The following is an 11,764-nucleotide window of genomic DNA, read 5'->3' on the forward strand; positions in this document are numbered from 1 at the left end:
CCGACGGTATCAGGACTTCCGTCGATCAACAAGCAAAAGTTGCGTGTTCCCAGACAGAGGAGGAGGCGCCCGCCTCCCCCGCGGGCGCCTCCTCCTCGGCTCTTCCGGGCTCGACCCGTCAGGACTCGAACGCGAGGTCGATGAACTCCTCGACGTTGTCCTTCGTCACGACGGGCGCGTCGAGCACGATCCGATACGGCACGCTCGGCGTGACGAGATCGCTCATCGTCTTCTCCTGCGCCACGAGGCGCGCGAGCGCGATGCCGTCGGCCGCCTGCGTCGAGGGGTAGATGACCGTCGCCTTGATGACGCTGTCGTCCGCCTCGATCCGCTCCATCATGTTGACGCTGCCTGCGCCGCCCACGAGGAAGAACTCGTCGCGGCCCGCGGCCTCTATCGCGGCCATCACGCCGACGCCCTGGTCGTCGTCGTGGTTCCAGATCGCGTCGATCTCGGGGTTCGCCGAGAGCAGCTGCGAGGCCGCCGCCTCGCCGCCGGCCACGGTGAAGTCGGCGGCTACGCGGGCCGACACCTCGAGACCGCAGTCCTCGAGGGCGTCAGCGAAGCCCTGCGACCGGTCCTGCGTGAGCGGGAGGGAGTCGATGCCCGCGATCTCGGCGACGACCGCGTCGCTCTGCCCCTCGAGCTCCTCGCAGATGTAGGTGCCGGCGCTCACGCCCATGCCGTAGTTGTCGCCGAGGATGGTGACGCGCGAGGCGAACGTGCTCGAGAACTCCCGGTCGACGTTGATGACCGGGATGCCCGCCTCCATGGCCTGGATCGCGACCTCGGTGAGCGCGGCGCCATCCGTGGGGAGCAGGACGATGGCGTCGACTCCCTCGTTGATGAACTGCTCGACCGCCGCGATCTGCTGACTCGCGTCGTTGGTGCCCTCCGCCTGCCGCAGCTCGACGTCGCCGAAGCTCTCAGCCGCGGCGAGCGCGCCGGAGTTGATGGCGCCCAGCCAGCCGTGATCGGCCTCCGGCCCCGACCATCCGATGACGACCGTGTCGCCCTCCTCGGCGTTCTCGTCACTCGTCGTGCCCTGGTCGACGACGTCGCCCTCGCCCTCGTCGCCGTCGCTGGTGCACCCGGCGAGCAGGCCGATCGTCGCGAGTGCCGCCATCCCCGCGACCGCAGCGCGTCCTGCGCGCGTGCGCACTGTGCCCATGTCTCCTCCTTGAAACGTGATGCAGATGCGGTCAAGCTAACAGCCTTGCGGACGCCTGTACAGGTTCTGACTCATCGACAGCAGAAGCCCCGCGGTGTTAGGTTTCAGCCGTGATCAAAGACGACCACACCGCGTCATTACTCTCGGTCCGCGGAATCGAGAAGAGCTTCGCGGGAGTGCAGGCCCTGCGCGGGGTCGACCTGGATGTGCTCCCGGGCGAGGTGCACTGCCTCCTGGGCCAGAACGGCGCGGGGAAGTCCACGCTCATCAAGACCCTGGCCGGCGTGCACGAGCCCGACGCCGGCGAGATCCGCTGGAACGGCGAGCCGATCGCGATCACGAGCCCCCAGGCGGCGATCGATCACGGCATCGCGACGATGTACCAGGAGCTCGACGTCGTCGACGATCTCACCGTCGCCGAGAACATCTTCCTCGGGCACGAGCTCGCGCGCGGCGGCGTCACCCGGCGGCGCGATGCCGCCCGCGAGACGCGCCGACTGCTCGAGCGCCTCGGTCACGGCGGCATCTCGCCGCACGCGGAGGTCGGCTCGCTGAGCGCAGCGGGCAAGCAGATCGTGAGCATGGCGCGCGCCCTGTCGCACGACATCCGCCTCATCGTCATGGACGAGCCGTCGGCCGTGCTCGACGCCGAGGAGGTCCGCAACCTCTTCCACGTCGTGCGCGAGCTCACCGCCCAGGGCATCGCCGTCATCTACATCACGCACCGGCTCGAGGAGATCCGCGCGATCGGGGATCGCATCACGGTCCTCAAGGACGGCCGCAGCACGGCCAGCAACCTCTCCGTCGCCGACACCCCCACGGCCGACCTCATCCGCCATATGACGGGCCGGACGGTCGAGAACGTCTTCCCGCCCGCGACGCCCATCGCGCCGGACGCGCCCGTGCTGCTCGAGGTCGAGGGCCTCGGGCTGGCCGGCGTCTTCGAGGACGTGTCGTTCTCCGTGCGCGCGGGGGAGATCGTGGGCCTCGCAGGGCTGGTCGGCTCGGGTCGCTCGGAGATCCTCGAGACGATCTACGGGGCGCGGCGAGCGACCGCGGGCACGGTGAAGCGGGATGGCCGCCCGCTGCCGCGCGGATCGGTCACGGCCGCGGTGAAGGCCGGCATGGGCCTCAGCCCCGAGGAGCGCAAGTCGCAGGGGCTCGTGCTCGACGAGCCGATCTTCCGCAACATCACGCTGTCGACGTTCCCGCGCATCGCGCGACGGGGCGTGCTCGACGAGCGGGCCGAGCGCCGCGTCGCGAGGGAGCAGATGGACGCGCTCGAGCTGCGGCCCGCCGACCCCGACCGTCCGGTGGCCACGCTCTCCGGCGGCAACCAGCAGAAGATCCTCCTCGCCCGATGGCTCGTGGAGGGCAGCCGGGTGCTGCTGCTCGACGAGCCGACCCGCGGTGTCGACGTCGGCGCCCGTGCCGAGATCTACGGGCTCATCCGGCGGCTGGCCGCGTCGGGGACCGCGATCGTCATCGTCTCGAGCGAGATCCCCGAGGTGCTCGGCCTCGCCGACACCGTGCTCGTCATCGGCGACGGGCGCGTGCTCGATCGTCTTCCCGCATCCGACATCGACGAGCACGGGGTGCTCGATCTCGTCATGAAAGGAGCCGCCGCATGAGCGTGCAGAGCCCCGCCGCCGAGCCGCAGGCCTCGCCCCTGCGGCGGATCTTCTCGGGATCGGTCGGACGCAACCTCGGCCTCGTGCTCGCGCTCCTCGCGCTCGTCGTCGTGGGGGCGATCACGGCGCCCGGGACGTTCCCGACCTTCGACAACGCGCTCGTCATCCTGCGCCAGGCGTCGATCATCGGCGTGGTCAGCATCGCGATGACCTTCGTCATCATCGCGGGCGGGATCGACCTCTCCGTGGGCGCGGTGGTGGCCCTGGCCTCGGTCGTGGCGACGCTCGCGGCCGTGCAGGACCTCGCCGACTCGGTGCACTGGACGCTCATGATGCTCATCGCGCTCGTCGTCGGCGCCGCAGCCGGCCTCATCAACGGGGTCGTGATCGCGTACGGCAAGGTCGTGGCGTTCATGGCGACGCTCGCGATGCTCGTCGGAGCGCGCGGCCTGGCCGAGCTCCTCGCGAACAACCGCACGCTCATCGTGTCGGATCGCGACTTCATCCGCGCGCTCAACATCGACATCCTCGGCATCGACATGCTCATCTGGATCTTCGCCGTCGTCGCCGCGGGCGGCTGGTTCCTCCTGAACCGCACGACCTTCGGCCGCCGCACGGTCGCGATCGGCGGCAATCGCGAGGCCGCGCGCCTCGCGGGCATCGCGGTGAAGCGGCACACGATGTGGCTCTACGCGCTCAGCGGGCTGGCCGCCGGCGTCGCCGCGATCATGCTGCTCGGCCGCACGACAGCGGGCACCTCGACGCACGGCTCGCTGTGGGAGCTCGATGCGATCGCCGCGGTCGTCGTCGGCGGCACGCTCCTCACGGGCGGCCGCGGCACGATCACCGGCACGGTCTTCGGCGTCCTCATCTTCGCGACGCTCAGCAACGTCTTCGTGCAGAACAACCTGTCCTCGTCGACGCAGGCGGTCGCCAAGGGCGTGATCATCGTCATCGCGGTGCTGCTCCAGCAGCGCTTCGCCGGGCGGTCGTCGCGCAGCAGCTGACGCGGCTTCCGCCGACACCGGCACGTAGGATGACGGATCACGGCAGAAGTCGGCCGACTTCTGCCGGCGCGAGAAGGTGAGTGCGCATGTCCGATAGCCCGACGGGGCGCGCCGACGTCGGCGACCTCTTCCAGCTGCTCCGCGACGGGGTGCCGCGCACGCGCGCCGAGCTCGCCAAGTCGACGGGGCTCGCTCGTTCGACCGTCGCCGCGCGGGTCGACGAGCTCATGCGCATGGGGCTCATCACGGCGGTCGCCGACGCCGTCTCGACGGGAGGACGCCCGCCATCGCAGTTCGCGCTCAACCCGTCCGCGAAGGTGGTACTCGCCGCCGACCTGGGCGCGTCGCATGCGAACGTCGCGATCACCGACCTGACCGGCGCCATCCTCGCCGAGGCGAGCGAGCGCGTCGAGATCGCGCAGGGCCCCGAGGCGGTGCTCACGTGGCTCGTCGAGTCGGCGCAGCGGCTTCTCGACGAGACCGAGCGGTCGTCGGCCGACGTCGCCGCGATCGGGATCGGCCTGCCGGGCCCGGTCGAGCACTCGACCGGGCAGCCCGTCAATCCGCCGATCATGCCGGGGTGGGATCGCTTCGACGTCCCGGCGTGGGTGCAGCGGCACTTCCCCGTCGCGGTGCTCGTCGACAACGACGTCAACATCTCGGCGCTCGGCGAGCGCGCGGTCGCGTGGCCGGGCGTCGACCACTTCCTCTTCGTGAAGGTCGCGACCGGCATCGGCGCGGGCATCGTGTCGGATGGCCGGCTGCAGCGCGGAGCACAGGGCATCGCGGGCGACATCGGGCACGTGCGCGTGGCGCGTGGCGTCGACGTCCCGTGCCACTGCGGCAACCACGGGTGCCTCGAGGCGCTCGCGTCGGGGCCCGCGATCGCGCGCACCCTGCGCGACCAGGGCGTCGAGGCGCACACGGGCGACGATGTCGTCGCGCTCGTCAAGCACGGCAGCCTCGAGGCCATCCAGGCGGTGCGCCAGGCCGGGCGCGACATCGGCGAGGTGCTCACCGCGTCGGTCAGCCTCCTCAACCCCTCGGTCATCTCGATCGGCGGGTCGATGGCGCGCGTGAGCGAGCACCTCATCGCCGGGGTGCGCGAGATCGTCTACACGCGCTCCACCCCGCTCGCGACCGAGCACCTCACGATCGTGCAGTCCACCGCCGCGTCGAAGGCGGCCGTGATCGGCGCGAGCATCCTCGCCGTCGAGCACGCGCTCTCGCCCGCCGGCCTCTCGACCGCCTTCGCCCCGGCCTGACCGCCCACCGGACCGCCGCCATCCGCCGGCCCTCCGCCATCCGTCCAGGTCGCAGTTGCGGTCCGAAAACCGGCCGTTTGAGGACGCCAACTGCGACCCCGACGAAGACTCAGCCGCCATCCGCCGGGCCTCCGGACCTCCGCCATCCAGGTCGCAGTTGCGGTCCGAAAACCGGCGGTTTAAGGACGCCAACTGCGACCCCGACGAAGGCCTATCTGCCCAGGTCGCAGTTGCGGTCCGAAAACCGGCCGTTTGAGGACGCCAACTGCGACCTGGGCCGGAGGTGGTGCCGCTCAGAGCTGGGCGAGCAGCGCCTCGGTCGCGGACGTCCCGTCGACCTCGCCGCCGAAGCCGAGCATCGTGCGCAGCGGCATCGACTCCATCATCCGGCTGATCTCGGGGTCGGCGAAGATCGCCGCCGACGCGCCGCCCTGCGCCGCGAGCGCGCCCTCGAGCACGCCGCGACCGACCGGATGACGCTGCCAGTCACCGATCGTCGACTCGAGGTCGAGCTCGGGCACGACCGGCGGCACGTCGAGCTCGATCTCGGTCGTCGCGACGATGTCGCGCGACGACGTGCCGACCTCGACCGTGAACGCGCCGGGCTCGACGGTCCAGCCCGTCTCACCCCAGAAGGCGAATGCACGCTCGTCGAGCTCGAGCCGCACGCGCGTCGACTCCCCCGCCGCGAGGCGCACCTTCCGGAAGGCGCGCAGCTCGCGCACCGGCCGGTCGACCGACGCCTCGGGGTCGCCGACATAGACCTGCACGACCTCGGCGCCGTCGCGCGCGCCCGTGTTCGAGACCGTCACCTCGACCACGGCGTGCGCGCGGCCCGCGTCGGGAACCGACACCGCGACATCCGTGAGCTCGAACGTCGTGTAGCCGAGCCCGAATCCGAACGGGAAGGCCACCTCGCGCTCGGTGCGGTCGTACCAGCGGTACCCGACGTAGACCCGCTCGCCGTACACGACCTTCTTCGGGCTGCCGGGGAAGTTCACGTGCGCGGGGTTGTCGGCCAGGCGCAGCGGGATGGTCTCGGCGAGGCGCCCCGCCGGCTCGGCGACTCCGAAGAGCACGTCGGCGGCGGCGGAGCCGGACGCCTGTCCACCGAGCCACATCTCGAGGATGGCCGGCACCCGGCCGACGATGCAGCCGAGCGAGACGACGGAGCCGTTCGAGAGCACCACGACGACGCGCTCGTTGACGGCGAGGACGGCGTCGAGGAGGTCGCGCTGCACGCGCGGCAGGTCGATGTGCGTGCGGTCGAACCCCTCGGACTCGTCCTCGGCGGGGAGCCCCAGGAACAGCACGACCGTGCGGGCGGCGCGGGCCGCCGCGACCGCCTCGTCGACGAGCGCGGCATCCGCCTCGCCGTCCAGCCGGAAGCCCGCGACGAAGGACACGTCGCCCGCGACCTCGCGGATGGCATCGAGCGCGGCGTCGAGGCGCGTGGGCTGGATGTGCGAGCTCCCGGCGCCCTGGTAGCGCGGCGACCGGGCGAACTCGCCGATCACGGCGATCGATCCCTCATCGGCCGACAGCGGCAGGATGCCGCCCTCGTTCGCGAGGAGGACGGTGCTCTCGGCCGCGATCCGGCGGGCGAGAGCGTGGTGCGCGTCGTGATCGACCGCGGGAGTCTCGCCCCGTGCCGCACGGAGGCGGTCGTGCACGGTCAGGATGCGCGACACCGCGAGGTCGATGGCCGCCTCATCGAGGTCGCCGCGGTCGAGCGCCGCACGGATGTCCGCGGCGTGACGGGGGCCGGCCGCCGGCATCGTGAGGTCGAGACCCGCCGCGACGGCCGCGGGCGGGTTGCTCACGGCGCCCCAGTCCGACACGACGTACCCGTCGTAGCCCCACTCGTCGCGGAGGACGTCGGTCAGCAGCCACCGGTGCTCCGACGCGTACGTGCCGTTGATGCGGTTGTACGCGCACATGACGGTGGCCGGCTGGGCGTCCTTCACGACGCGCTCGAAAGCCGGAAGGTAGATCTCGCGCAGCGTGCGCTCGTCGACCTCGGCGCTCACGCGCATGCGCTCGGTCTCCTGGTTGTTCGCCGCGAAGTGCTTGAGCGAGGCCCCGACACCCTGCGCCTGGAGCCCGCGGACCCATCCGGCGCCGAGCGCCCCGGCGAGCAGCGGATCCTCGGAGAAGTACTCGAAGTTGCGCCCGCACAGCGGCGAGCGCTTGATGTTGACGCCGGGTCCGAGCAGCACGTCGACACCGAGCGCCCGGCTCTCCCGTCCGAGCGCCTCGCCCATCTCCTCGAGCAGCTCAGGGTCCCACGTCGAGCCGGTCGCCGCGGCCGTCGGGAACGACGTCGCGGGGTGGCTGTCGTTGATGCCGAGATGGTCGGCGCTCCCCGTCTGCAGGCGGACGCCGTGCGGGCCATCGGTGAGGACCGCCCCCTCCACGCCCGCGTGCTCGACACCGCGCGTGGTCCAGAACGAGTCTCCCGTGAGCAGGGAGATCTTCTCGTCGAGGGAGAGTCGGGAGACGGCTGCGTGCATCAGGGAGGCCTTTCTCGTCCGCGGCGACCTCGGCTCCGAGATCACTTACGCGCTTAAGTGTAGGGTTGAATGTATCGGGATCCTCCTCGGAAAGCAAGGACGCCCATGACCACCTCCCGACGAGCCGGCCGCGTCACCGCCGCCGATGTGGCGCGCGCGAGCGGCGTCTCGCGCGCCACCGTGAGCTACGTCCTCAACGACACCCCGGGCCAGACGATCCCCGAGTCGACGCGCCGCCGGGTGCTGCAGGCCGCCACCGACCTCGGGTACGTGCCGAGCGTGCACGCTCGCGCGCTGGCATCCGGGAGCACAGGGATCGTCGTGATCGACACGAGCACCATCCCGCCGGGCGAGCTCGTCGCGACGGCGACCCGCACGCTCTCGAGGGCGCTCGTCGAGCGCGGATACGTGCCGGTGGTGAACCAGTACACGGGCGCCGACGCCGGCGGCGAGGTTCTCGTGACGCTCGCCCAGCGCCTGCACCCGACCACCGTGCTCGCGCTCGGGGAGCTCTCCGACGACATCATCCGACGCGTCCGCGAGGCCGGCGTCGCGCGGGTCTTCGCCACGCCGTCGAGCGCAGGGATCCGCGACATCGCGGAGGTGCAGGTCGCGCACCTCGCCGGCCGCGGGCACCGCTCGGTGGCCTACGTCGCGCCGCCCGAGCCCGAGCTCGCGGGCCTGTCGGAGCTGCGGCTGGCCGGCGCGCGCGCCGCGGCCGCATCTCACGGGGTCGCACTCACGGCCATCCCGCTGCTCGATCAGGAGCCGCTCGCCCGTGAGCTGCGGCGCCTGCGCGACGAGGGCGTCACGGCCGTCGCCGCCTACAACGACGAGGTCGCGGTCGGCGTGCTGGGCGCCGCTCGCCGCTCCGGCATCGCGCTTCCCGACGAGCTCGCGGTCATGGGCATCGACGACCTCCCCGTCGCACGGCGCACGTTCCCGCAGCTGACGACCGTCGCCCAGGGCGACGTGGCGGACGCCGACGTCGACCTCGCGACGATCGATGCGATCCTCGCGGGCGAGCAGCCCGTGCTCCCCCGCACGGCGCCGCGGGTCGTCGTGCGCGAGTCGGCGTAGGCCCTACGCCGCGAGCCGCACCTTGCGCTACGGCAGCTCTTGCCGCGAAACGCGTCGACTCGAGGCGTGTTCGCCCCGATACGCGGCTACCGTCACCGGGTCCTACCCCGAAACGCGGCGATCCGAGCCCAGTTCGCCGCGAAACGCGGCGAACCAAGCCCTCCCCGCTACGCGGCGAGTCTCCGGAAGCGGTCGCTCACGCGCGTGGAGCCCGACACGACCTCGGCACCCGAGACACCCGTCGCACCCACGTGCAGGATGGCCCGAGCCAGGACCTCGTCGCGCACCTCGCGGCGCGCGTGGTCGTCGGCGAGCATCTCGACGAGCGCCGCGACCTCCGCCTCGGCGAGGGCCGCGATGGGGAACCACGGCAGCGCGGCACGCCATGCCCGGAACGCGAGCAGCAGCAGGTCGTGGCGCTGCTCGACGTGCGCGCGCTCGTGCGCGATGACGGCGACGAGCTCGTCCGGGTCGAGCCGGTCGAGGAGCCCCTGCGACAGGACGGTGACCGAGCCGACGCCGCGCGGCAGGCAGTAGGCGACGGGGACGGCGTCGTCGAGCACGCGCGTGCGGGCGCGGGTGGGGTGCGGCGACGTCAGCATGTCGAGGAGGGCGTGGTGGCGCCGCCGCTGCCGGACCACCTGCGCGATCGTCACGCCGAGGTGGGCGAGCAGGTACACCGTGAACGCGACGGCCGGCACGAGCGCGAGAAGCGGATGGCCGGGGGCGACCGCATATCCGGCGAGCGCGAGGGCCGCGATCATCGAGAGTCCACCCGCGAGGCCGATCGCCTGCCACAGGAGCAGCGCGACGACGGGAGCCCGCATGGGCCACGCCGCGCGGGAGAACGCGACCGGAACGGGCCACGCGAGGGCGAGGGCGAAGAGGCCGAGGACGACCGCTCCCCACACGATCGTCTCGTGGGGGATGACGAGGGCGCCGTCGAGCCCGGATCCGACGACGGCTCCGATGCGCGTCACGGGCGGCTCGATCAGACCCCGCCGCGCAGGAGCTTGCGCAGCACCGCCGCGTCCTCGTCGGAGACCCCGCCCACGAAGCGCTCGAGCACGGCCATCCGGTCCGCCGACTCGCCGAGCACCTCGTGCATGAGCTCCGCGACGTGGTCGGCGCGCGAGGCGACGGCCGTGTAGCGGTGCGGGCGCACCGATCGGTCGGAGGCCACGAAGCCCTTCTTCTCGAGACGGGACAGCACGGTCAGCAGGGTCGTCGCGGCGAGCGCGCGCCCCTGATCCTGCTCGAGCTGCTCCTTGACGTCATACGCGGTCATGGGCATCTGCGCGTCCCACACCGCGTCCATGACGGCGCGTTCGAGTTCGCCGAGCGTTCCCATGCGCACCTCCTCGCCTCGTGTCGCGGCCGCGCCATCCGACCGCCTGCGCCAATTCTACCCCCGGTCGAATTTCTTCTATGCTCTGTCGAACTAGTTCTACACGGCGTAGAATTGGTTCCGGCCGGACGCGGCGTTCGGCCCACACCTCCCGAAGGAGAACGCGCGTGGACGTCCTCGACATCGCCCGCTGGCAGTTCGGCATCACGACCGTCTACCACTTCCTCATGGTCCCGCTCACGCTCGGGCTCGGCATGACGGTCGCCGTGCTGCAGACCGCGTGGGTCCGCACGGGCGACGAGCGCTTCCTGCGCATGACGAAGTTCTGGGGGAAGCTCTACCTCATCAACTTCATCGTCGGCGTCGCGACCGGCCTCGTGCAGGAGTTCCAGTTCGGGATGGCCTGGAGCGAGTACTCGCGCTTCGTCGGCGACGTGTTCGGCGCTCCGCTCGCGCTCGAGGGCCTGCTGGCCTTCTTCGCCGAATCGACGTTCCTCGGCATCTGGATCTTCGGATGGGGGCGGCTGCGCAAGGGACTCCACCTCGCCGCGCTGTGGTGCGCGGTGATCGGCTCGTGGGCCTCGGCGTACTTCATCATCGTCGCGAACTCGTGGATGCAGCACCCCGTCGGCGTCGAGCTCGGCGCCGACGGCCGCCCCGTCATGACCGACATCTGGGCCGTCCTCACGAACAACACCGCGATCGCGGCCTTCACCCACACGATCTTCGGCGCGCTCGTGGTCTCGGGGATGTTCCTCCTCGGCCTCTCCTGGTACCACCTCTGGCGCCGCCGCCACGACGGCATCGACACGGTCGGCGCCGACGGCCGCGTGGTCGTCGGGCGAGCGGATGTCCCCGGTCGCGACGAGAAGGACCACGGCGTGTGGCTGTGGTCGCTCCGGATCGGCGCGGTCGTCGCGATCCTCGGGTTCGGCGGCACGGTGCTGACCGGCGACATCCAGGGCAAGCTCATGTACGAGCAGCAGCCGATGAAGATGGCCGCCGCCGAGGCGGCCTGCCACACCGGCTCGGCCTTCTCGGTGCTCTCCCTCGGCGACCCGGGCTCCCGCGACTGCTCCGACGTCATCACGCTCATCGAGGTGCCCGGCGTGCTCGGCTTCCTCGGCACCGGCGAGTGGGGCGCCGAGATGCCCGGGATCAGCGACCTCGAGCCGCAGTACGTCGACCAGTACGGCGAGACGATCCCCGACGACGCGCTCTACGGCGACCGCGCGGGCAGCGAGGTCGAGTACGTGCCCGTCATGTGGGTGACCTACTGGGGCTTCCGCCTCATGATCGGGCTCGGCGGAATCGTCGCGGCGGCCGCGGTCGTCGCGCTGTGGCTGACCCGCAAGGGCACCGTCCCGCGCTCGCCGTGGATCATGCGGCTCGCCCTGCTCGGCATCCTCGCGCCGTTCGCGGCGAACATCGCCGGCTGGATCTTCACCGAGATGGGCCGCCAGCCGTTCGTCGTGGCGCCGAACCCCGACGCGACCGGCGTCGACGGGGTGTTCATGTTCACGGCGGCGGCGGTCTCGCCCGGTGTCACCGCCGGCGAGCTCCTCTTCTCCGTGATCGCGCTCGCCTCGGTGTACGCCGTGCTCCTCGTCGTCGAGCTCTTCCTCCTCACCACGTACGTGCGCGGAGGCGTCGCGAGCGCGATGCCCGAGCTGTCCCACCCGCGCGACGACGACCATCCCGACGACGACGCGCAGCGAGACGACGTGCTCGCGTTCGCCTACTGACCGA

The 11,764-nt window shown here is 71.6% G+C and carries 9 protein-coding genes; 5 read left to right on the forward strand and 4 right to left on the reverse strand.

Annotated features, from left to right (window positions below):
* Nucleotides 1-118: 118 nt before the first annotated feature.
* Nucleotides 119-1,171 carry a substrate-binding domain-containing protein gene (locus PKE79_RS07240; RefSeq protein ID WP_271173013.1) on the reverse strand — a complete coding sequence of 351 codons (1,053 nt, stop codon included), beginning with the start codon at nucleotides 1,169-1,171 and terminating at the stop codon, nucleotides 119-121.
* Between the two features lie 155 nt (nucleotides 1,172-1,326).
* On the opposite strand from PKE79_RS07240, the gene PKE79_RS07245 reads away from it, so the two are divergent.
* The 3 genes from PKE79_RS07245 to PKE79_RS07255 all read left to right on the forward strand — a co-directional run bounded on the left by PKE79_RS07245 (nucleotide 1,327) and on the right by PKE79_RS07255 (nucleotide 5,074).
* The gene (locus PKE79_RS07245; RefSeq protein WP_271173065.1) at nucleotides 1,327-2,802 is read left to right on the forward strand and encodes a sugar ABC transporter ATP-binding protein; all 1,476 of its coding nucleotides are present in this window, start codon (nucleotides 1,327-1,329) and stop codon (nucleotides 2,800-2,802) included.
* Nucleotides 2,799-3,809 (forward strand): ABC transporter permease, encoded by a 1,011-nt coding sequence (locus PKE79_RS07250; protein WP_271173014.1) that lies wholly within the window; start codon nucleotides 2,799-2,801, stop codon nucleotides 3,807-3,809. Before PKE79_RS07245 ends, PKE79_RS07250 begins: the two co-directional genes overlap by 4 nt.
* 86 nt (nucleotides 3,810-3,895) lie before the next feature.
* Nucleotides 3,896-5,074, forward strand: a complete 1,179-nt coding sequence (locus tag PKE79_RS07255; RefSeq protein ID WP_271173015.1) for an ROK family transcriptional regulator — start codon at nucleotides 3,896-3,898, stop codon at nucleotides 5,072-5,074.
* Between the two features lie 293 nt (nucleotides 5,075-5,367).
* Here PKE79_RS07255 and PKE79_RS07260 read toward each other — a convergent pair whose 3' ends face one another.
* A complete protein-coding gene (locus PKE79_RS07260) occupies nucleotides 5,368-7,587 on the reverse strand; it encodes a beta-glucosidase family protein (RefSeq protein WP_271173016.1) in 2,220 nt (739 codons plus the stop codon).
* Nucleotides 7,588-7,692: 105 nt separating this feature from the next.
* Between PKE79_RS07260 and PKE79_RS07265 the strand changes: the two genes are divergently transcribed.
* Nucleotides 7,693-8,667 (forward strand): LacI family DNA-binding transcriptional regulator, encoded by a 975-nt coding sequence (locus PKE79_RS07265; RefSeq protein WP_271173017.1) that lies wholly within the window; start codon nucleotides 7,693-7,695, stop codon nucleotides 8,665-8,667.
* Nucleotides 8,668-8,834: 167 nt separating this feature from the next.
* On the opposite strand, the gene PKE79_RS07270 is transcribed toward PKE79_RS07265, so the two are convergent.
* Together PKE79_RS07270 and PKE79_RS07275 are read right to left on the reverse strand one after the other, a co-directional pair.
* Nucleotides 8,835-9,647 (reverse strand): M56 family metallopeptidase, encoded by an 813-nt coding sequence (locus tag PKE79_RS07270; RefSeq protein WP_271173018.1) that lies wholly within the window; start codon nucleotides 9,645-9,647, stop codon nucleotides 8,835-8,837.
* 11 nt (nucleotides 9,648-9,658) lie between these two features.
* Entirely contained in the window at nucleotides 9,659-10,018 is a 360-nt protein-coding gene (locus tag PKE79_RS07275; protein ID WP_271173019.1) for a BlaI/MecI/CopY family transcriptional regulator, read from the reverse strand.
* A gap of 164 nt (nucleotides 10,019-10,182) precedes the next feature.
* On the opposite strand from PKE79_RS07275, the gene PKE79_RS07280 reads away from it, so the two are divergent.
* Nucleotides 10,183-11,760: a cytochrome ubiquinol oxidase subunit I gene (locus PKE79_RS07280; RefSeq protein WP_271173020.1), complete on the forward strand. Its 1,578-nt coding sequence runs from the start codon at nucleotides 10,183-10,185 to the stop codon at nucleotides 11,758-11,760.
* The last annotated feature ends 4 nt before the right edge of the window (nucleotides 11,761-11,764 follow it).

The organism is Microbacterium barkeri (assembly GCF_027921765.1).
Lineage (GTDB): Bacteria > Actinomycetota > Actinomycetes > Actinomycetales > Microbacteriaceae > Microbacterium > Microbacterium barkeri.

What these genes read in the sequence shown, in the direction of transcription:
- PKE79_RS07275 (WP_271173019.1), bottom strand. Translation starts at nt 10,018, where the DNA reads ATGGGAACGCTCGGCGAACTCGAACGCGCCGTCATGGACGCGGTGTGG.
- PKE79_RS07255 (WP_271173015.1), top strand. Translation starts at nt 3,896, where the DNA reads ATGTCCGATAGCCCGACGGGGCGCGCCGACGTCGGCGACCTCTTCCAG.
- PKE79_RS07240 (WP_271173013.1), bottom strand. Translation starts at nt 1,171, where the DNA reads ATGGGCACAGTGCGCACGCGCGCAGGACGCGCTGCGGTCGCGGGGATG.
- PKE79_RS07265 (WP_271173017.1), top strand. Translation starts at nt 7,693, where the DNA reads ATGACCACCTCCCGACGAGCCGGCCGCGTCACCGCCGCCGATGTGGCG.
- PKE79_RS07260 (WP_271173016.1), bottom strand. Translation starts at nt 7,587, where the DNA reads ATGCACGCAGCCGTCTCCCGACTCTCCCTCGACGAGAAGATCTCCCTG.
- PKE79_RS07250 (WP_271173014.1), top strand. Translation starts at nt 2,799, where the DNA reads ATGAGCGTGCAGAGCCCCGCCGCCGAGCCGCAGGCCTCGCCCCTGCGG.